The organism is Amycolatopsis sp. ATCC 39116, assembly GCF_000231075.2.
In the GTDB taxonomy this organism is placed as follows: domain Bacteria; phylum Actinomycetota; class Actinomycetes; order Mycobacteriales; family Pseudonocardiaceae; genus Amycolatopsis_E; species Amycolatopsis_E tucumanensis.
Window position 1 is genome coordinate 68,130 of record NZ_AFWY03000019.1, and the last position, 18,547, is coordinate 86,676.

The following is an 18,547-nucleotide window of genomic DNA, read 5'->3' on the forward strand; positions in this document are numbered from 1 at the left end:
CCATCCCGCTTTTGCCATTTTTGCAGCGAAAGTTTTGCTCTTTTTCGCGCAGGAGTGGGAGTCCCATGGGAAAGTCTTTGGTCACACTGGTCAACCCGAATCTCGTCCATCCCCCGATCACGCCGTACGCGCTGGACATCCTGACGACCTCGCTGGAGGCCGACGGGTTCGATGTGGACGTCGTGGACCTCACGTTCCGGCGGGACGACTGGTGGACCGTGCTGCGCGAGTACTTCGCGAGCCACACGCCGATGCTGGTCGGGGTGACGGTGCGCAACACCGACACGATCTACGCGCAACAGCAACGTGGTTTCCTCGCCGACCACCGCGCCATCATCGACGAGATCAAAATGCACAGCGCGGCCCCGATCATCGCGGGCGGTGTCGGTTTTTCCTCGATGCCGTTCGCTTTGGTCGACTATTTCGGCATTCCATTCGGGGTGAAGGGGCCGGGTGAGGGAATCATCGTCGGCCTGGCGAATGCGCTGCTGTCCGGGGAACCGCCGGAGACCGTGCCCGGGCTGCTGGTCAACCGCGGCGGCGGGCGGGTGGAGAAGGTCGTGCCGCGGCTCGGCCGCCGCGGCCGCCCGCTGTCCTCGCCGATCAACACGACCACGAGCTACACCCGCCGGTCCGGGGAGCCGTGGAAGGTCGACAACCTGCGCTACTACCGCGGCGGCGGGCTCGGCAACATCCTCACCAAGAACGGCTGCGCCTACTCGTGCGCGCACTGCGTGGAGCCGGACGCGAAGGGCACCCACTTCACCCGCCGCGCCGTGGAGTGCGTGGTCGACGAGATGGAGGCGCTGACCGCGCAGGGCGTGTACGACCTGCACACGACCGACAGCGAGTTCAACCTCGTCATCGCGCACAGCAAGAACGTGCTCCGCGAGATCATCCGCCGCCGCGACACTGACCACTCCACGCCGCTGCACAACCTGAAGCTGTGGATCTACGCGCAGCCGACGCCGTTCGACGACGAGCTGCTCGACCTGCTCGTGCGGGCCGGGTGCGCGGGCATCAACCTCGCGCCCGACCACGTGCGCGACGACGTGCTGGACGGCTGGAAGGTCTCCGGCGGCGGCCGCCGGTTCTACACCTTCGACGACGTGCGCGCGTTGTGCGCCAAGATCGCCAAGGTCGAGCTGCCGGTGATGGTCGAGGTCCTGCTCGGCATGCCGGGGGAGACGGCGGTGACGATGACCGAGGCGGTCCGCCGCACGCTCGACCTGGACGTCGCGGTCGCCGGTTACAGCCTCGGCATCCGCGCGTTTCCCTACTCGCCGCTGGGGATCCGGATGGCGGAGCAGTGCGCCGGCCGTCGCACGCTGCCCGGTCTGCAGTCGGACTCGGCGGTCGAGCCGATCGTGCTCAAGCCGCGGGCGATGTGCGATTCGATCGTCGAGTACGAGCGGCAGTTCGCCTTCGACCGCGACGGCCGTTTCCGCCCGGTCTACTTCCTGTCGCCGGACCTGCCGGAGGACCCGGCGACCATCGCGTCGCCGAACGGGCGGTGGGTGAACAGCGTGCAAATGCTGTGGGACCTGGTGCCCGCGTCGGAGTACCACCGCGTGATGCTGCCGACCCTGCCCGGCATCACCGAGGACGACAACAACTACGCGGACAACCCGTTCCTGCTCAAGCTCATCGAGCTCGGTTACACCGGGGCGTTCTGGTCGCACTGGCCGCAACGGCACGAGATCATGCAGGGTGCCGCCTGACCAGGGACTATTTCGATCCGAACACGAGACCTTGAGCCGCCGCGAAGGTTACGTAGACTTTCCCGCGGCGACACGCCCCAGATCCCGCTGCGTCGGCCGGACCCTCAGCGTCGAGGAGCCGGCCGGCGCAGCCGCCCCACTTCTCAGCACGCGTGCTTGGCGCGCAGGACCGTGGTGAGCGCGTCGGTCACCCGCTCGGCGGACAGCGTCCCGTCGGCCGTCGCCTTCTCCATCGCGTCCAGCACGGTCGTCACCCGGCCGCCCGAGGACCACAGCGCCTGGTCCGCGCCGGACTGCACGGCCTTCACCACGGCCTGCGGCAGCGGGTAGCGCTGGGTCACCGCCTTCATCGCGCCGAGGTCGTCGGTCAGCACCGGGCCGTCGAAGCCGAACTCGCCGCGCAGCAGCTGGTAGGCCGCGGGCGACAGCGACGCGGGCTCGCCACCGGTCAGGCCGGGCACGTCGAGGTGGCCGACCATGACGGCGGCGGACCCGAAGTCGGCGAGGTTGCGGTAGGGCACGAGGTCGTTCTCACGCAGTTCGTCCAGCGGCGGGGTGGTCACCGAGCCCTTGTGCGAGTCGCCGGTCGCGTGCCCGTGACCGGGGAAGTGCTTGACCACCGGCTGGATCCCGGCGTCCTCCAGGCCCGCCGCGAAGGCCTGCGCGTAGCGGCGCGCGGTGTCCGGGTCGGCGCTGAAGGAGCGGTCGCCGATGACGTCGCCGGCGGCGCCGTCGGTGAGGTCGAGGACCGGCGCGTAGTCGACGGTCACCCCGCGCGCGGCCATCGCCCGGCCGCGTTCCCGCGCGAGCTCGCGGACCTCGCCGGTGGTCATCGTGGCGGCCATCTTGCGGGCGCTGGGAATCGACCCGTCCAGGTCGTCGAGCCGCTGGACGCGGCCGCCCTCGTCGTCGACCGCGACGGACACCGGCAGCCGCCCGGCCTGCTGGACCTGGTCGAGCGCCTTGTTTTCGAGCAGCGCGGTGGCGTTGCCGCCGAGGAAGATCCCGCCGACCTGCTCGGTGCGCACGAGGTCGGCCGCACCCTGCGGGTCGGACGCGTCGACCCCGACGACGACCAGCTGCGCGAGCCGCTGGCGGGGCGTGAGTTCGCCGATCACGGTGGCGCACGCGTCCGGCCCCTCGGCGGCGGCGATGCGCGGCTGCGGCGGCGGCGCGGTGGTCGGAGCGGCGGCCGGGGGCTGCTGCTCGGCCTCGTCGCCGCCGGCGTAGACGACCACCGCGGCGAGCAGGGCCCCGGCGGCCAGTACGAGCAGCAGTCGCCGGGTCAGGTGCTTGGCCGGCCTCATCGGCGTTGGGTGTTCCTTCCTGGCGGAATGGGGTTCGCGGCCACGGTAACCCAGTGCGCGGCCGGCCAAACGGCTCGTCGCCGGACCGGGTGAGGGCGGCCACGTGTCCGCGGCGGGCCCGGCGGGTAGCCGGGGAGCATGCGAATCCCGCGTGAGCGGCCTCGCAGCCGCGAGGAGTACCAGCGGGGCCTGCCGGACTACCACGATCCGACCGCCGGTTTCGGTGGCGCCGCGCCGGCGTACAGCGCGCTGACGCTGCGGATCTGGCTCGCCGCCATCGGCATCCTCCTCGCCGCCGGGGCCGCCGTCCTGTTCGCCACGATCGAGATGTGGTGGGTGACGGTGCTGATGTCCCTGGTGGCGGTGGGGATGGTGATCGACCTGGCCTGGGTCGTGCACCGCAAGCGCCGCGGTGAGCCTGGTTGACGATCTCCGGCAGGGGTAGACCTGTGGCATGAGGCGGCGACACGAGTACCGCGACCGCCACGAGGCGGGTCTGCGGCTGGGTGAGCTGCTCGCCGAACGCGAGTGGCGCGATCCGCTGGTGCTGGGGCTGGCGCGTGGCGGGGTGGTCGTCGGTCACGCGGTCGCCCAGGTGCTGGGCGCGCCGCTGGACGTGGCGGTCGCCCGCAAGATCGGCGCGCCCGGCCAGCCGGAGTTCGGCGTCGGCGCGGTCACCCCGGACGGCCCGCCCTACTACGACGAGCGGTCGCTGTCGATGCTCGGGCTGCGGCCGGCGCAGCTGGAGGCGGTGTGCCGGGCCGAACGCGCCGAAGCTCGCCGCCGCGCCGTGGTCTACCAGCGCGGACGTCCGCCGCAGCCGCGGACCGGACGGGACGTGCTGGTGGTCGACGACGGGCTGGCGACCGGCGTGACCGCGCGGGCCGCGTTGCGGGCGTTGCGCGCGGACCGGCCGCACAGCCTGGTCTTCGCCGCGCCGGTGTGCGCGCCGGACGCCGCGGCGGCGTTGAAGAGCGACGCCGACGAGGTGCTGTGCCTGCTGGCGCCGCACGGTTTCCGGTCGGTCGGGCAGTGGTACGCCGACTTCCGCCAGACCGGCGACGACGAGGTCATCGAACTGCTGGAGACGTCATGACCGTTCCGCTCACCGTCGACCCCGGGCTCCAGGGCGATCTGACGGTCCCGTCCGACGCGATCGGGGTCGTCGTGTTCGCCCACGGTTCGGGCAGTTCCCGGCACAGCGCCCGCAACATCGCGGTGGCGCGCGAGCTGCAGGACAACAGGTTCGCCACGCTGCTGTTCGACCTGCTCAGCCCGGACGAGGACCACGGCGACCGGCGGTTCGACATCGACCTGCTGACCGAACGCCTGCGCGCGGCGATGGCCGAGCTGTCCCGGCGCGCGGAGACGGCCGGGTTGCCGCTGGGCCTGTTCGGGGCGAGCACCGGCGCGGCCGCCGCGCTGCGGGCCGCGGCGGCCGAACCGGACCGCGTGCAAGCGGTCGTGTCCCGCGGCGGACGCCCCGACCTGGCCGGCGACGCGCTGACCCAGGTGCGGTGCCCGACGCTGCTGATCGTCGGCGCGCGGGACGAGGAGGTGCTGCGCCTGAACCAGTCGGCGGCCGCCGAGCTGGGCGGACGGTACGACATCGAGATCGTCTCGAAGGCCACGCACCTGTTCGAGGAACCCGGCGCGCTGGAGCGGGTCGCCCAGCTCGCGGCCGCCTGGTTCAGCGAGTACCTCCCCTAGGACGTGTCCTCAAAGTTGGAGATTCGACCTGGTTTGATCTTGGGTTGCGGTGCGTGGGCACGAGCTGACTGATGAGCAGTGGCAGGTGATCGAGCCATCGCTGCCGGCGTCGGGGACGAAGGGACGTCCGCGGGTCGATGACCGCCGGGTGATCAATGGGATGTTGTTCAAGGCCGAGACCGGGGTGGCTTGGCGTGACTTGCCGGAGCGGTATGGGCCGCGGAAGACGGTCTACAACCGGTTCTGGCGCTGGTCACGCACCGGCACTCTGTCCGCGTTGGTGGCACGGGTTCGTGTCATCGCCGAGGCGATTGACGAACTCGACCGCGAAGTCTCGGTCAATTCCAGCATCGTGCGGGCGCATCAGCACGCTGCCGGCGCCCGCCGCATGACCGCGTCCCACACAGGGGGAAGCGCACTCGTGCGGCGGGCACAGCGAACCACATGATCATGCCATCGCCGGTCCCGCGGCGGACCAACCACCAAGATCCACCTCGCCTGCGACGGCCACGGACGGCCCTTGTCGATCCTGTTGACCGGCCCGATTCGACAAGACCGCCACCTCCTACCGGAGCATGATCGACCTGGCCACACTGCTCATCTGGCTTTGAGGACAGGCCCTACGGCTTGCGGGCCACCGCGGCGAGGATGCGTGACTTCGACGGCGCGTCGGCGAACAGGGCGTTCTCGTCGGGGTGCCACTCAGGCGCGTAGACGAGCCCCGGCTCGACCAGTTCGAAGTCGCCGTAGAACTTCAGGAACTCTTCCCGCGAGCGGTACTGCCCGGGGTTCGTGGTGGTCTCGTAGTAGGCCTTGAGGTCGTCCAGCGCCCGGCGCTCCTCGTCGTCGGCCGGGTTCTCGTCGGTGAGCTGGCACATGATCAGGAACGACCCCGGCGCGAGCTGCTCGCGGTAGAAGTCCAGCGCCTGGTGCGGCTGCTGTTCGTCCTTGATGAAGTGCAGCACCGCGTTGATCACCAGCGCGACCGGCTGCTCGAAGTCGATGACCCCGGTCTCGCCGACCCGCTCCCACAGGTCGACCGGCTCCAGCAGGTCGCCCGCGATCGCGTGGTGGCGGTCCGGGTCCGCCGTGTCGGCGAGCAGCAGCTGCGAGTGCGCGAGCGCGATCGGCTCGTTGTCGATGTAGACGACGGTGGTGTCGTGCTCCGGGCGGGCCTCGTCGGCGACCTCGTGCACGTTGCCCGCGGTCGGCAGGCCGGAGCCGATGTCGACGTACTGGTGGATCCCCGACTTCGACGCGTACCGCACGGCGCGGCCGAGGAACTGACGGCACGCCACCGCGGAGTCGGGGATCAGCGGGAGCCGCGCGCGGACCTTGTCGCCGAACGCGCGGTCGATCGCGTAGTTGTGGTTCCCACCGATGAAGTAGTCGTACACCCGGGCCGCCGACGGCCGGTCGAGGCTTCCCTCGACGGCCCGCAGCACCTCGTCATCCGCCGCCATGCGACGAGTCTGCCACAACGCGTAAACCCTTCACGGCAGGCCGACGAAAGCGGCCGATTGCCCTGCCGTGTAGTCGAAATAGGCGTCCGCGGGATCCGCCGTGTTGGCGTACTGGCCGAACAGCTCGAAGCTGATGGCGCCGAAGAGGTGGGTCCACGCGGTCATCAGCCGGACCAGGTCCGCCTCCGGGAGCGACGTCCCGAGCGCGGTCTGGACCTTGCGTGCCTGTTCGGCCAGCTCGACGGGCAGCGGCGGGCCGGGCATCGCGGGCGCGAGGTCGGCGGACTCCATGACGCGGACCAGCGCCAGCGCCACGCGTCCGGCGGGCGTGATCGTGTCCTGCGGCGCCTGGTAACCGGGTACCGGCGAGCCGTAGATCAGCGAGTATTCGTGCGGGTTCCGCTTCGCCCAGTCGCGGGTGGCGGCCCAGATGCGCAGCCAGCGGTCGCGCGGTGCGGCGGACGGGTCGTCGGCGCGCTCGGCCGCTTCGCCGATCTCGTTGTAGGCGTCGATGATCAGCTCGGTCAGCAGGTGGTCGCGGCTCGGGAAGTAGCGGTAGAGCGCGGAGGACACCATGCCCAGCTCGCGGGCGACGGCCCGCAGGGACAGCCCGTGCGGGCCGACCTCGCCGAGCTGGCGGCGCGCCTCGTCCTTGATCTCGCGGGTCAGTTCGGCGCGGGCCCGTTCGCGCGCGGTCTTGCTGGCTGGCATGCCGTCGAGTGTGCCATGCGAGAGAGCGGCGAACAAATTAGAGAGCACCGCTCTTGACAGTCGCTCCGCCGAGGTGTTCACTGATCTCAACAGAGAGCACCGCTCTCGCAGAAGGGAGAACCCAGGTGGACCGCTACCTCAAGCCCGGCAAGGGTGACAGCGTCTTCAACGTGGCCGTGCAGTTCCTGACCAAGCTGGGTGTGAGCCTGGCGGGCAGCCGGGTGCTGCTGGTCCGCGGCCGCAAGTCGGGGGAGATCCGGTCGACGCCGGTGAACCTGCTGAAGGTCGGCGGGCAGCGCTACCTCGTCGCGCCGCGCGGGCAGACGCAGTGGGTGCGCAACCTGCGCGCGGCGGGCGAGGGTCAGCTGCGCGTCGGGCGCCGCGTCGAGACGTTCCGGTTCGCCGAGCTGGCCGACGACGAAAAACCGGTGATCCTGCGCGCCTACCTGAAGCGGTGGGCGTGGGAGGTCAGCCGGTTCTTCGAGGGCGTCGACCACCGGTCGCCGGACGAGGTGCTGCGCGGCATCGCGCCCGGCTTCCCGGTCTTCCGGATCACAGAAAGCGCTTGAGGTGCGCGAGCAGCGCCTCCGGTTGTTCCTCGGCGAGGAAGTGGCCGCACTCGGGCAGCCCCTCGCCGGTGACGTCCTCGGCGTACTCCCGCCAGATGTCCAAGGTGGGCAGTGAGCCGAGCAGTCCGGCCTGTCCCCACAACGCGAGCACCGGCATCGCGAGCTTGCGCCCGGCGTCGGCGTCGTCGTGTTCGGCGTCGTCCGGGAAGGATGCGCGGTAGTCGTCGAAACCGGCGCGCAGGGCGCCCGGGGCGGAGAACGCGCGGACGTACTCGGCGATCGCCTCCGGGGCGAGGCCCTGTCGCTGGTAGGTCCAGCGCTCGAAGAAGTACCCCAGGTAGGCCGCGATGTCCTTGCCTGCCAGCAGTTCCGGCAGGTCGGGTTGCAGGTGGAACAGCCAGTGCCAGTAGCCGCGGCCGACACCGGCGTCGAGCCGCCGCCACATCTCGCGCGTCGGGATGATGTCGAGCACGGCCAGGCGCTCGACCTCGTCCGGACGGTCCAGCGCCCACCGGTGCGCGACCCGGCCGCCGCGGTCGTGCCCGACCACGCTCGCCGAGCCGAAGCCGAGCTCGTGCAGCAGGGCCGAGACGTCGGCGGCCATGGTGCGCTTGTCGAAGCCCGTCCGCGGTTTGTCGGTGAGCCCGTAGCCGCGCAGGTCCGGCGCGATGACGGTGTGCTCCCGCGCGAGCGAGTCGAAGATCCGGTGCCAGCAGTAGGAGGTCTGGGGCCAGCCGTGCAGCAGGACGACCGGCGGACCCTCGCCGGCTCGCCGGTAGTGCATGCGGATGCCGTTGACGGTCGCCATGTGCGAGTCCATGTCTCACCTTCCTAACCGGTTATATGGGTTAGAGTACACTGGACCCGGTGAAGGCGCAGTGGGTTTTCGACGGCGGCCGCCCGTGCCTGGACCTGGTGAACACGCTCCGGGACCGGCACCGCGGCGGTCGCGAGCTGCTGACCTCGCCGTCCACGCTGGTCGAGTGGCTGGTGCTCGCCGGTCTGCTGCCCCGGCCGGCGCCCGCGTCGCCGGACTCGCTCGCGGCGGCGATCGCGCTGCGGGAGGCGGTCGACCGCGTCGCGCGGGGTGAGGGGCGGCCTGCCGACGTCCGCCTGCTGAACCGGCACGCGCGCAACGCGCCGGTGCCGCAGTTGCGCATCGACGGCGACGGCGTCGCGCACCGGCGGCTCGACGCGCCGGACCCCGTCGAAGGGGCGTTCGGCGCGCTGGCGGTGGACGCGATCGACCTGGCGACCGGCGAGGCCGAGGTCCGGATCTGCGCGTACCACGATTGCGGGCTGCGGTTCGCGGACACCTCGCCGAAGCGCAACCGCCAGTGGTGCTCCATGTCGCGCTGCGGCAACCGGGCGAAGGCACGCGCCCACTACGCCCGCACCCGCGGCCGTTGACGCTCTTCCGCCTCGCCTTGTAGTTTGAAACGCACGTTTCAGGGAGGTGGTGGCGGATGGGTGCGCAACGCACGGCGCTGGTGACCGGTGGCGCCACCGGCATCGGCGCCGAGATCACCTCCCGGCTGGCGGCCGAGCGGATGACCGTCTTCGTGGTCCAGCGGACCGAAGAGGACGCGAGCGAAGGCCGGAAACTCTTCGCGGAACACCCGTTCGCCGAACTGATCCAGGTCGGCGCGCACGACCTCGCCACCGGCGGCGGCTGCCGGGACGCGGTGGCCGAGTGCGTGCGCCACTTCGGACGGCTCGACGTCCTCGTGAACAACGCGGGCATCAGCGGCTACGCGGCCTTCGGGCCGGTGGAAAGCGCGAGCGACGAGCTGATCGACCGGATCGTCGACACCAACCTCAAGGCGCCGCTGCGCCTGGCCCGCGAGGCGTTCGCCCAGCTCGTCCTGAACCAGGGCGTGATCGTCAACATCAGCTCGATCGCGGAGTTCCAGGCCCAGCGCGATGTGCCCGCGTACGTGGCGAGCAAGGCCGGGCTCGGCGGACTGACCAGGGCGCTGGCCTGCGACCTCGCCCAGCACGGGGTCCGCGTGGTCGGCGTCGCGCCGGGCGACATCGCCACCGGAACCAGCCGCAGCCCGGACTACACCGCCGCCGTCGGGCTGGTGAAGGAGACCCCGCTCGGCTTCGGCGGGGAACCGGCCGACGTCGCCGGTCTCGTCGCCTGGGTGGTCTCGTCCGAGGCCCGCTACGTCACCGGCACGACGATCGTCGTCGACGGCGGTCGCACCGCGTTCTGACGCGGCAACCGGCGGCGCCCCGCACCCAGGGACGCCGCCGGCCCGGTCACCTCAGTGACCGCCCCCATGAGACGACCCGGGGTGGACGTGGAACCGCGCCACCTCGGGCGGGTGCACGACGAACGGCCGCATCATGCCTTCGTCCTCGTGGTCGAGGATGTGGCAGTGGTACATGAACTCGCCGGTCGCCCCGGTGTGGTGACCGGCCACGCTCACCCACTCGCCCGCCTGTACCTGGAAGGTGTCCTTCCAGCCCTCTTCGTACTTCTCCAGCGGCCTGCCGTCACCGGGCACCGGCAGCGGCGCGGGCGTCCCGCCGACGGCCGGGTCGAACCCGATCACGTTCCCCGCCGCGTCCAGCGGGTAGGCGCGGCGGGTCAGGATCTGGAACTCGGCCAGGTGGATGTGCATCGGGTGGGTCGGGCCGCCCAGGTTGACTAAGTTCCAGATCGCCCACCGGTCGTGGTCGATGAAGAACGTGGTGGTGTCGTCGAACAGGCTCGCCACCATCCGGAAGGTGCGCACCGCGCCGTCCGCGGGATCGGTGAGCTGGATGAACCCCTCGGCCGGGAACTGGGCGGGCAACTCCGCCGGGTCGGTGACCTCCTGCAGCTCCCACATCTGCGGGTGAGCCTCGCCCCCGGTGCCCGGCGGGACCAGCGCGACGAAGACGTGGTCGTGGTCCTCCGGCACGGTCGTCCCGTGGTGCAGCCGCACGTACGATCGCGAGACGACCTCGGGCAGCGTGAACTGGTCGTGCCGTTCCCGGTTCTCGACCCGGAACTGCATGACGTCCGGCTCGGTCCGGTCGGCCAGCGTGTCCCGCAGCGTCAGGTTCTGCCCCTGGTACCGGCTGAAGTCGATCAGCACGTCCGCGCGCTCCGCCGGCGCCAGCACCAGGCCCGCCGCCGGGAACGCGGCCGGCGCGGGCAGCAGACCGCCGTCGGTGCCGATGATCCGGACGCCGTCGTTGTTCACCGCGCCGGTCTCGTCGACGAGGTTGAGCCGGTAGAACCGCGAGTTCGACGCGTTCAGCAGCCGGAACCGGTACCAGCGCGCGTCGACGTCCAGGTGCGGCCAGATAGCCCCGTTGACCAGCGTGAACGGCCCGGTGAACGGGATCGGCACCTTCGGCCCGTCGGGACCGGCCGGTGTGATGAACGGGATCTTGAACAGCAGCTGCCCGGTCAGGGCGCCGGTGGCCGGATCGGTGTCGAGGTTGCGGTCGGTGATGATCAGCGGGATTTCGCGGTCGCCAGCGGGCAGGCCGAGCGCGTCCTCCTCGTCGTCCCGGATCAGGTACATCCCGGAGAGCCCGGCGAAGACGTTGAAGCGGGTCACCGCCATCGCGTGGTCGTGGTACCAGAGCGTGGCGGACTGCTGGCCGTTCGGGTACTCCGCGAGCTGGGACGCGCCACGCAGCACCGCGTTGTGCGCCCAGCCGTCGTTGCCGCCGCCGGTGCGCGCGCCGTGCAGGTGCACCACGGTCCACGCGGGCAGCGCGGACACGCCGTCGATGATCTCGGCGCCCGGCTGCGGTGTGCCGTCCGGGTTGCGCCAGCCGGGTGTGCGCACCGGCGCGGTGATGTCGGCGAGTTCGGCGTGCTGCTGGACGGCGACCACCGGGATGGTGCCGTCGATGTCGTTGCTCCAGCTGACGCGCAACTGCTTGCCGCTGCGCACTTCCACGGTCGGGCCGGGGAACTGGCCCTCGTAGGCCCACACCTCGGTTTCCGGTAGCTGGCTGTGCAGCCGGACCCGTGAGCGGACCATGTTGACGGTGATTTCGTCCTGGTGCCACCAGGAGTGCGGCCGGATCAGCGGCGGCACCCGCAGCGGGTCGGCGAACTTCGTGAGGCCGAAGCCCGGCCCGGTGAGCGTCGCTGCTGGTTGCGTGATGACGTCGGTCATGAAGTCTTTCCCCCCAGAAAGCCCCCAGTTCGGCCGGACCATCCCGGCCCTTGCTGGAACAGAGGGCGCCGGGGGTCAGCTGGATACACGCTCCCGCGGTTTCGCCGGAACCGGCGCCGGAACCGCGACCACGCGGGCGATCGTGATCAGCAGGCCGACGTCCGCGGCGAGCGCGAGTCGTTGGCTGAGCCCGACGGGCAGCACGCCCGGAACCAGGTAGCTCACGCCGAACAGCAGCACACCGCCGAGCGTCAGCAGTGTCAGCCGCACGACCGCGGGGTGGGTCCGCAGGCCGGCGGGCAGGGTCCAGCCCAGCGCGGCGAGGCTCAGGAACGCGATGGCGCAGGCGTATTCGTGGATCTGGCCGCTCACCGGGTCGAACCGTTCCGGGTAGCTGGCGGGGAAGAACGCGGCCGCGACGAGCCCGGTGGACCAGGCCCAGAACAGCACCTGGGTGGTCCGGCTCAGCTGGTGGCCGGCGGCCTTGAGCGCCGCGAGCAGCGCGACGGACCCGACGGCGATCGCGATCATGCTCGCGCCGAGCAGGCCGACCCCGCCGTCGGCGAGCGCGTAACTGGACAGGGTGTCCGACACGGGGTTGCGGCCGCTGACCACGTGCAGGATGAAGGCGGTGAACAGTCCCCAGCCGATCGCCACGTTCGCCGCGAGCAGCCAGGGCCGGGCTCTTTCGGAAATCCCCATGGAAGCAGCTTTCCGCTGTGCGGCCCACGGAAGATCCGGAGAAGTCCCCGATCTTTCCCCTAGGGTCGCCCGAACTCGACGAGCACCAGCGCCTGGTCGTCGTGGCGCTTGGCCCGCGGCCAGCGCGTCCCGTCCGGATCGCCGTCCTCGGCCGCGCGGACGGTGTCGAGCACCGCGTCCACCCCGCGGGCGCGGGCCAGCCGCAGGGCTTCGGGCCAGGTGAACAAGCCGTAGTCGTCGACACCGCAGGACACGCCGTCGGTGGCGAGCAGGACGGCGTCCAGTGCGGCGCGCGGCCAGCTGCGGGTCAGCGCGTGGTCCGCGGCCGACGGATCGGCTTCGGCGACCCAGAACCCGCCGGGCCGGTTGCGCAACGCCCGCACGGCCTGCTGCGTCCGCAACCGCCCCGCGCGGCGGAGGGTGGCCAGCCGGTCGTCGGCGAGCACGTCGGCCGACTGTCCGAACGCGACGATCGGGCTGTCCGCCAGCACCAGGGCGTCCACCCGGTCGTCGTCCCAGCGCAGCATCGCCACGGTGCTGGACGGCGACGATCCCGGGCGCAGGCCGTGTTCCCGTGCGACAGCGGCGATCGCCCGCGCCAGTGCGGGACGGAGATCGCCGGGCAGTTCCCGTTCGAGCTGCGCCGCGAGGCGTTCGGCGTACCAGCCGCCGGAGGGCTGGTCCGGGTCGGCCGAGGTCGCGCCGTCGAGCACCGCGACGGCCCGGTCCAGCACCACGACCCGGTCCTCGGTGGGGCGCGGGCGGCCGTCGAGGCCGACGCCGGGCCGTTCGGCCACGTGGATCACCCGTCCGACCCTAGCCGTCAACCTTGGTTGACAAGGTGGTGGTGTCAACGTAGGTTGACGTCATGACGAAGGCAACCGATCTGGCCGCCCGCGCCGGCGACCGCGATCCCCAGGTCGGCCTGCGTGCCGTGGCCGCGCTGCGGCGGCTGCTCGAACAGCTCGAAGCCGTGCAGGTGCGCAGCGCGCGGGCGCAGGGCTGGTCGTGGCAGGACATCGCGGCCGAGCTGGGCGTGAGCAGGCAGGCCGTGCACAAGAAGTACGGGAGGCAGTGATGTTCGAGAAGTTCACCGCGGACGCCCGCGAGGTGGTCGTCGAGGCGCAGCAGGACGCGATCCGGCTGGATTCGGAGCGGATCGACCCGCTGCACCTGCTAGTCGCGCTGCTGCACTTCCCGGACAGCAAGGCGGCCCGCCTGCTGACCGGGTTCGGCGTGGCGCTCGACGACGTCGCCGCCGAAACCGCGCGCGTGCGCCGCCGCGGCGGGATCACCGAGGCCGACGCCGAGGCGCTCGGCGAGTTCGGCATCGACGTCGACGCGATCCTCGACCGCGTCGAGCAGGCGCACGGGCCGAACGCGCTCGCCGGTGGCGGCGGCGGGCGGAAGCGGCGGCACATCCCGTTCGCCGACGAGTCGAAGAAGGTGCTGCAGGTGTGCCTGAAGGAGGTGATCTCCTTGGGTGGCAAGGAACTCGGGAGCGAGCACATCCTGCTCGCGCTCACCGCGCTGCGCGGACCCGCCGCCGACGTCCTCGCCCGGTTCGACGTGGACGCGCGGCGGGTCCGGCAGGCGCTAGCGTGACTCGCGCCAGGTGACGTGGGGGAGGAGCGCCTGCGTGAGTGGCCCGATCGCGAGCGCGTAGAGCACGGTGCCGGCGCCGACCGTGCCGCCGAGGAACCACCCCGCCGCCAGCACGGTGAGCTCGATGCAGGTGCGCACTGAGCGGACGGACCAGGTGTTGCGGGCGGCCAGCCCGGTCATCAGCCCGTCGCGCGGGCCGGGGCCGAGCCGGGCGCCGACGTACACCGCGGTCGCCACGGCGTTGAGCAGGACGCCGCCGAGCAGCAGCGCGATCTGCCAGCCGAGTGCGTGCTGGTCGGGCAGGACGGCTCGCACCAGGTCGACGGTCACCGAGATGACCAGCACGTTCATCACGGTGCCGAGCCCGGGGCGCTGCCGGAGCGGGATCCACAACGCGAGCACGCCGACCGAGGCGATGGCGACGACGGTGCCGAAGCTGAGCCCGGTGCGTGCGGCCAGTCCTTCGTGGAGGACGTCCCACGGGGACAGGCCGAGCCCGGTGCGCGTCATCATCGCCATGCTCGTGCCGTAGAGGGCGAGACCGCCCATCAGCTGGGTGAGCCGGCGCGCGGGGCTGACCGAGACGCGCACCGGCCGAAGATCGATTGCAGTCACGCCGACCACTTTGCGGCCAGTTGGACTGGATAACCAGAGCCAATTCGGGATAATTGGCTGCCATGGACCCCATTGGTCGCATTTCGGCCCGCAGATTGGCCCTTGTGCTCGGCATGTGGCGTCGAAGTGGTTCGCGTCACGGCGCCGCGGACCTCGCGGCGGCGATCGAGCTGGGCGTCCTCGACGGCCAGTTGCCCGTCGGCACCCGGCTGCCCTCGGAGCGAGAGCTGGCCGAGGCGCTGGACGTCAGCCGCACCCTGGTGGCGGCCGCGCTGGACCGCCTGCGCGAGGCGGGACTCGTGGCCAGCAGGCGGGGTGCGGGATCGTGGATCACCAAGCCGCGGGGGAAGACACCGGAGCCGGTGTCGCCGGACGTGCCGCAGGCGATCGACCTCGTCCGCGCGGCGACGCCGGCGGCCCCGGGGGTGATGGCCGCGGTCGACCGCGCCCGGCTGCTGCTCGTCGACGAGCTGGGGCGGCACGGCTACACCGGCACCGGCCTTGCGTCCCTGCGCGAGCGGATCGCCGCCCGCTACACCGCGCGCGGCCTGCCCACCTCGCCGGGGCAGATCCTGATCACCAACGGCGCGCACCACGCGTTCGTCCTGGTGCTGCGGATGCTGACCCACCCCGGCGACCGGGTGCTGGTCGAGCAGCCGACGTACCCGAACGCCCTGGACGCGATCCGCGCCGCGCACACGACGCCGGTGCCGGTGGCGCTCGGCGAGCACGGGTGGGACCTGGCGGGGGTGGAGGCCGCGGTGCGCCAGACCGCGCCCCGGCTGGCGTACCTGATCGTCGACTTCCACAACCCGACCGGCTACCGGCTCGACGCGTCCGGGCGGGCGGAGCTGGGGGCGCTGCTGGCCCGGACGCAAACGCATGCGGTGGTGGACGAGACGTTCGTCGAGCTGGACCTGGAGGGGGATGACGGGCCGCCGCCGCTGGCCGCGTTCGCCGGGGACTGGGCGATCACGGTCGGCACCGTGTCCAAGTCGCACTGGGGCGGGCTGCGGATCGGCTGGATCCGGGCGCCGGAGGACCTGGTGACCCGCCTGACCTCGGCGCGGTTCGCATCCGACCTGGGGTCGCCGGTGTTCGAGCAGCTGGTGCTGGCGGAGTTGTTCGACGCGGGCGACCCGGACCCGGCCGCGCGCCGGGCCGTCCTGCGCTCCCAGCGGGACGCGCTGACCGAGGCCCTGCGGCGGGAGCTGCCGGACTGGCGGTTCCGCGTGCCGTCGGGCGGGTTGTCGCTGTGGTGCCGCCTGCCGGAACCGATGAGCACGCGGCTCGCGATCGCCGCGGCCAACCACGGCGTGCAGATCACGCCCGGTTCGAGGTTCAGCGCCCAAGGCGGGCTGGAGCACTGGTTGCGGATCCCGTTCGCGCAGCCGGCGGATCGCTTGACCGACGCGGTGACCCGGCTGGCGCTGGGGGCGGCCTCGGTGCGCGTGCAGCCTGCCGACGACCTGCCGGTGGCGTGACAGGTTCCGGAAGAACAGCCGGTGCGCTGGTCGTCCGTTCGCCGCTCCAGGGAGGAAGTTCGGCGAAGACGTCCAGCGCACCGGCTGCGGGACGCCCGGCCCGGATCGCTCCGGGCCGGGCTCCACGGTGACCCGCCGGCACCGCCCCTCGACGTGCCGGCGGGTCATCGCGGCTAGGCGCGCATCGGGCTTCTGCTCGGCGCGGTGAGCGGAAGCTCTCGACACGTGCCCGGTGGGGCCCCGGCGTCGCGGGGGCATCGCGACGCCGGGACCAGCGCCCGATCCGGCCAGGCGCGGTTGGCCGGTCGGGAAGACTGGGATTCGGCCCTCGGGCGGCAGAGGTGTGCTGCGGAGGGGCCCGCTAGTTGATCTTGTTGTGGACGCGGGTCGCCTGTGTGAACGGGTTTCGCGTCAGTCGGGCGAAGTGGGCGGCAGGCCCGCTACGGTGCCCATACCCACGAAACCGCTGGTCAGCGCTCCCACGATCGGCTGAACCGGGGCTGCGGAGGCACGCGGGCCGAGGACGGCCAGCAGGTCGCGGCTGCCGTTGCCGGAGTCGTGGGAAACGGTGATGACGACGCCGGGATCACCCGGGTCGGTGGGTGCCGGAGCCGGCGGGGCGTTGTCCGCGCGCACCGGATCCGGGATGTCTTGGTGCTGCGCCGGCGCTGTCGCGTGCTTGACGGCGGGCGCGTGGTGCGTGACCGCGTGCACGGGCGCGGGGGCCGGCTCGGCGGGAGGCTGCGCGGGAGGTTCGGCGGGAGCCGGGGGCGCGGGCGCCGGTTCGGTGACGGCCGGCTCGCTGTCCACGGTTCCGGTGTCGGCCGGTTCGGACCGCTCGGGCGCCTTCGGGGTGATCGTCTGAACGGTCTCGTCGACGATTCCGGTGATCGGCTGCGTCGCTTGGTCAGCCGTTTCGGTGACGGTCGTCAGTGCCGATTCCGCCGTGTCGGTGACGGTCGAAAGTGTGGTGTTCACCGTGTCGGTGACGACGTCGACGAGTCCGGTCACCGTGCCGAGGAGGTTCGGCTGCTCTTGCGTGGTGACGGTGTCCGGTTCGGACGGCGCCTCGTCGGCGGCGGCCGATGGCGCGCCGAGGACCGCGGTGAGCAGCCAGCCCGCGAGCACGAATCCGCCCGCGAGCAGCAGCTTGAGTTCGACCGGAAGTGTTCGCGCGGAGTGGCGCGCGCTGATCGCGTCGCGCATCGCCACCACCACCGTCCACGAACGACTACGGAAAGTTTGTTCCGGCCTGGTCATCAGGTGTGCTGATCCCAGCCTGATTTCTCCTGCCGGTGGCGAGTGTTTCACCTCGAAAGCGATCGATCCAGCCCCGTACGGCGGAACCCTGGTTCCGCCTTCCGTGTGTCTGTTCGTTAGTTGATCACGCAACGTGTGCGTACTTTTACTCAACTTCTCGCCTACCAGCGGTTTTCGGGAGCTTCCGCGCAGGCCGAGCCATCTGAGTCGGGACCGGTGATCGCGAGGGGTGCAATGACCGAAATCGAACTGATCGAGTTGCTGGCCCGCGCGTGGCGTGGCGACCAGGGCGCGTGGTCCGCGTTGGTGCGCGGGTTGTCGGTGGTGGTGCTGCGCGTGGCGCGGGCGCACCGGCTCGGCGACGCCGACGCGTTCGACGTCTGCCAGAACACGTGGGTGTCGCTGGCGCAGCTGCGGGAGCTCCGGGAGCCGGCCCGCCTACCCGCCTGGCTGGCGACGACGGCCCGCCGGCAGGCGCTGAGGGTGCTGGAGTCGCGGCGGCGGGAGATCCCAGCGGAGTGCGACCGGCCCGACGAGCTCACCCCGGAACGCCAAGTACTGGCCAGTGAGCGGGACGCTCTGCTACATCGGGCGGTGACCCAGCTGCCGCCCGCCCAGAGGCGCCTGGTGGAACTCCTGATGCAAGATCCACCAGCCACACACGCCGATATAGCCGCCGAGCTGGGCATCGCGATCGGCAGCGTCGGCCCGACGCGCCGCAGAGCCCTCGACCGCCTACGCCGCTACCTGGAAGCCCACGGCTACGACCACGCCTGAGCCCGGGAGGCCCGGCCGCGCACTGGACTCGCGACGACGACGCGCGAGCCGGAGGAGCGCGGCCGCGCACTGGACTCGCTGCGGCGACGTGCGAGCCGGAGGGGCTCACCGGGCCCGGCGGCGCGCGAGCCGGAGAAGTGCGGCCGCGCGCTGGACTCGCTGCGGCGACGTGCGAGCCGGAGGAGCGCGGCCGCGCACTGGACTCGCTACGGCGGCGCGCGAGCCGGAGGGGCTCACCGGGCCCGGCGCCGCACTGCGCCGGCCGCCGGGTGCAGGCGCAGTGCGCCGACACCCGGCCGCGGGCCGCCGGGTGCAGGAGTTCCGTGTCCGGCTCTCCGGCTCGACTGGCTCCCCGGCTCTCCGGCTCTCCGGCTCGACCAGCTCGCTGGCGCGCTGGCTCGACCGGCTATTCCGGCGTTTCAGTTCCGGCGCTCCGGCCCGACGCCGCGCGGTTGCGGCTCTGGGCATTCCAGCGCTGGACGTTGCGGCCCTT

Annotated in this window: 20 protein-coding genes and 1 pseudogene; 12 read left to right on the top strand and 9 right to left on the bottom strand. The window is 71.8% G+C overall.

Annotated elements, in window-relative coordinates; all coding sequences use genetic code 11:
• Positions 1-65 precede the first annotated feature (65 nt).
• Positions 66-1,721 (top strand): tryptophan 2-C-methyltransferase, encoded by a 1,656-nt coding sequence (tsrT, locus tag AMY39116_RS0320585; RefSeq protein WP_027936096.1) that lies wholly within the window; start codon positions 66-68, stop codon positions 1,719-1,721.
• 143 nt (positions 1,722-1,864) lie between these two features.
• Here the strand turns inward: tsrT and AMY39116_RS0320590 are convergent, their stop codons facing one another.
• Positions 1,865-3,028: a glycoside hydrolase family 3 N-terminal domain-containing protein gene (locus AMY39116_RS0320590; RefSeq protein WP_020419526.1), complete on the bottom strand. Its 1,164-nt coding sequence runs from the start codon at positions 3,026-3,028 to the stop codon at positions 1,865-1,867.
• Between the two features lie 138 nt (positions 3,029-3,166).
• Between AMY39116_RS0320590 and AMY39116_RS0320595 the strand changes: the two genes are divergently transcribed.
• The 4 genes and pseudogenes from AMY39116_RS0320595 to AMY39116_RS43325 all read left to right on the top strand — a co-directional run.
• Complete coding sequence (locus tag AMY39116_RS0320595) at positions 3,167-3,454, top strand: DUF6343 family protein (RefSeq protein WP_020419527.1); 288 nt, start codon at positions 3,167-3,169, stop codon at positions 3,452-3,454.
• A gap of 28 nt (positions 3,455-3,482) precedes the next feature.
• Entirely contained in the window at positions 3,483-4,124 is a 642-nt protein-coding gene (locus AMY39116_RS0320600) for a phosphoribosyltransferase (protein WP_020419528.1), read from the top strand.
• Complete coding sequence (locus tag AMY39116_RS0320605) at positions 4,121-4,738, top strand: dienelactone hydrolase family protein (protein ID WP_020419529.1); 618 nt, start codon at positions 4,121-4,123, stop codon at positions 4,736-4,738. Before AMY39116_RS0320600 ends, AMY39116_RS0320605 begins: the two co-directional genes overlap by 4 nt.
• Positions 4,739-4,787: 49 nt before the next feature.
• A pseudogene (locus tag AMY39116_RS43325) lies at positions 4,788-5,276 on the top strand (IS5 family transposase); the annotation flags it as partial.
• Positions 5,277-5,358: 82 nt separating this feature from the next.
• Here the strand turns inward: AMY39116_RS43325 and AMY39116_RS0320615 are convergent.
• Positions 5,359-6,201 (bottom strand): SAM-dependent methyltransferase, encoded by an 843-nt coding sequence (locus AMY39116_RS0320615; protein WP_020419531.1) that lies wholly within the window; start codon positions 6,199-6,201, stop codon positions 5,359-5,361.
• A gap of 30 nt (positions 6,202-6,231) precedes the next feature.
• Complete coding sequence (locus tag AMY39116_RS0320620; RefSeq protein ID WP_020419532.1) at positions 6,232-6,912, bottom strand: TetR/AcrR family transcriptional regulator; 681 nt, start codon at positions 6,910-6,912, stop codon at positions 6,232-6,234.
• Between the two features lie 125 nt (positions 6,913-7,037).
• Between AMY39116_RS0320620 and AMY39116_RS0320625 the strand changes: the two genes are divergently transcribed.
• On the top strand, positions 7,038-7,481 hold the full coding sequence (locus AMY39116_RS0320625; protein WP_020419533.1) for a nitroreductase family deazaflavin-dependent oxidoreductase: 444 nt from the start codon (positions 7,038-7,040) through the stop codon (positions 7,479-7,481).
• On the opposite strand, the gene AMY39116_RS0320630 is transcribed toward AMY39116_RS0320625, so the two are convergent.
• Positions 7,465-8,301 (bottom strand): alpha/beta fold hydrolase, encoded by an 837-nt coding sequence (locus AMY39116_RS0320630; RefSeq protein WP_020419534.1) that lies wholly within the window; start codon positions 8,299-8,301, stop codon positions 7,465-7,467. The genes AMY39116_RS0320625 and AMY39116_RS0320630 overlap by 17 nt on opposite strands.
• Before the next feature lie 47 nt (positions 8,302-8,348).
• On the opposite strand from AMY39116_RS0320630, the gene AMY39116_RS0320635 reads away from it, so the two are divergent.
• Complete coding sequence (locus tag AMY39116_RS0320635; protein ID WP_020419535.1) at positions 8,349-8,891, top strand: ABATE domain-containing protein; 543 nt, start codon at positions 8,349-8,351, stop codon at positions 8,889-8,891.
• Between the two features lie 56 nt (positions 8,892-8,947).
• Complete coding sequence (locus AMY39116_RS43330; protein ID WP_020419536.1) at positions 8,948-9,700, top strand: SDR family NAD(P)-dependent oxidoreductase; 753 nt, start codon at positions 8,948-8,950, stop codon at positions 9,698-9,700.
• Between the two features lie 51 nt (positions 9,701-9,751).
• Here AMY39116_RS43330 and AMY39116_RS0320645 read toward each other — a convergent pair whose 3' ends face one another.
• The 3 genes from AMY39116_RS0320645 to AMY39116_RS0320655 all read right to left on the bottom strand — a co-directional run bounded on the left by AMY39116_RS0320645 (position 9,752) and on the right by AMY39116_RS0320655 (position 13,119).
• Positions 9,752-11,611 carry a multicopper oxidase family protein gene (locus tag AMY39116_RS0320645; protein WP_020419537.1) on the bottom strand — a complete coding sequence of 620 codons (1,860 nt, stop codon included), beginning with the start codon at positions 11,609-11,611 and terminating at the stop codon, positions 9,752-9,754.
• Positions 11,612-11,686: 75 nt separating this feature from the next.
• Positions 11,687-12,313: a DUF998 domain-containing protein gene (locus tag AMY39116_RS0320650; RefSeq protein WP_020419538.1), complete on the bottom strand. Its 627-nt coding sequence runs from the start codon at positions 12,311-12,313 to the stop codon at positions 11,687-11,689.
• Positions 12,314-12,372: 59 nt separating this feature from the next.
• Entirely contained in the window at positions 12,373-13,119 is a 747-nt protein-coding gene (locus AMY39116_RS0320655; RefSeq protein ID WP_020419539.1) for a protein phosphatase 2C domain-containing protein, read from the bottom strand.
• Between the two features lie 62 nt (positions 13,120-13,181).
• On the opposite strand from AMY39116_RS0320655, the gene AMY39116_RS0320660 reads away from it, so the two are divergent.
• Positions 13,182-13,391 carry a helix-turn-helix domain-containing protein gene (locus AMY39116_RS0320660; protein ID WP_020419540.1) on the top strand — a complete coding sequence of 70 codons (210 nt, stop codon included), beginning with the start codon at positions 13,182-13,184 and terminating at the stop codon, positions 13,389-13,391.
• A complete protein-coding gene (locus AMY39116_RS0320665; RefSeq protein ID WP_020419541.1) occupies positions 13,391-13,918 on the top strand; it encodes a Clp protease N-terminal domain-containing protein in 528 nt (175 codons plus the stop codon). Before AMY39116_RS0320660 ends, AMY39116_RS0320665 begins: the two co-directional genes overlap by 1 nt.
• Here AMY39116_RS0320665 and AMY39116_RS0320670 read toward each other — a convergent pair.
• Positions 13,910-14,533, bottom strand: coding sequence for a YitT family protein (locus tag AMY39116_RS0320670; protein WP_039791675.1), 624 nt, complete (start codon positions 14,531-14,533; stop codon positions 13,910-13,912). The genes AMY39116_RS0320665 and AMY39116_RS0320670 overlap by 9 nt on opposite strands.
• Before the next feature lie 62 nt (positions 14,534-14,595).
• Here AMY39116_RS0320670 and AMY39116_RS0320675 point away from each other — a divergent pair, with 62 nt between their 5' ends.
• Complete coding sequence (locus AMY39116_RS0320675; RefSeq protein WP_039791664.1) at positions 14,596-16,017, top strand: PLP-dependent aminotransferase family protein; 1,422 nt, start codon at positions 14,596-14,598, stop codon at positions 16,015-16,017.
• A gap of 411 nt (positions 16,018-16,428) precedes the next feature.
• Here AMY39116_RS0320675 and AMY39116_RS0320680 read toward each other — a convergent pair whose 3' ends face one another.
• A complete protein-coding gene (locus AMY39116_RS0320680; protein ID WP_235716180.1) occupies positions 16,429-17,223 on the bottom strand; it encodes a hypothetical protein in 795 nt (264 codons plus the stop codon).
• Positions 17,224-17,511: 288 nt separating this feature from the next.
• Between AMY39116_RS0320680 and AMY39116_RS0320685 the strand changes: the two genes are divergently transcribed.
• A complete protein-coding gene (locus AMY39116_RS0320685; protein ID WP_020419545.1) occupies positions 17,512-18,054 on the top strand; it encodes an RNA polymerase sigma factor in 543 nt (180 codons plus the stop codon).
• The last annotated feature ends 493 nt before the right edge of the window (positions 18,055-18,547 follow it).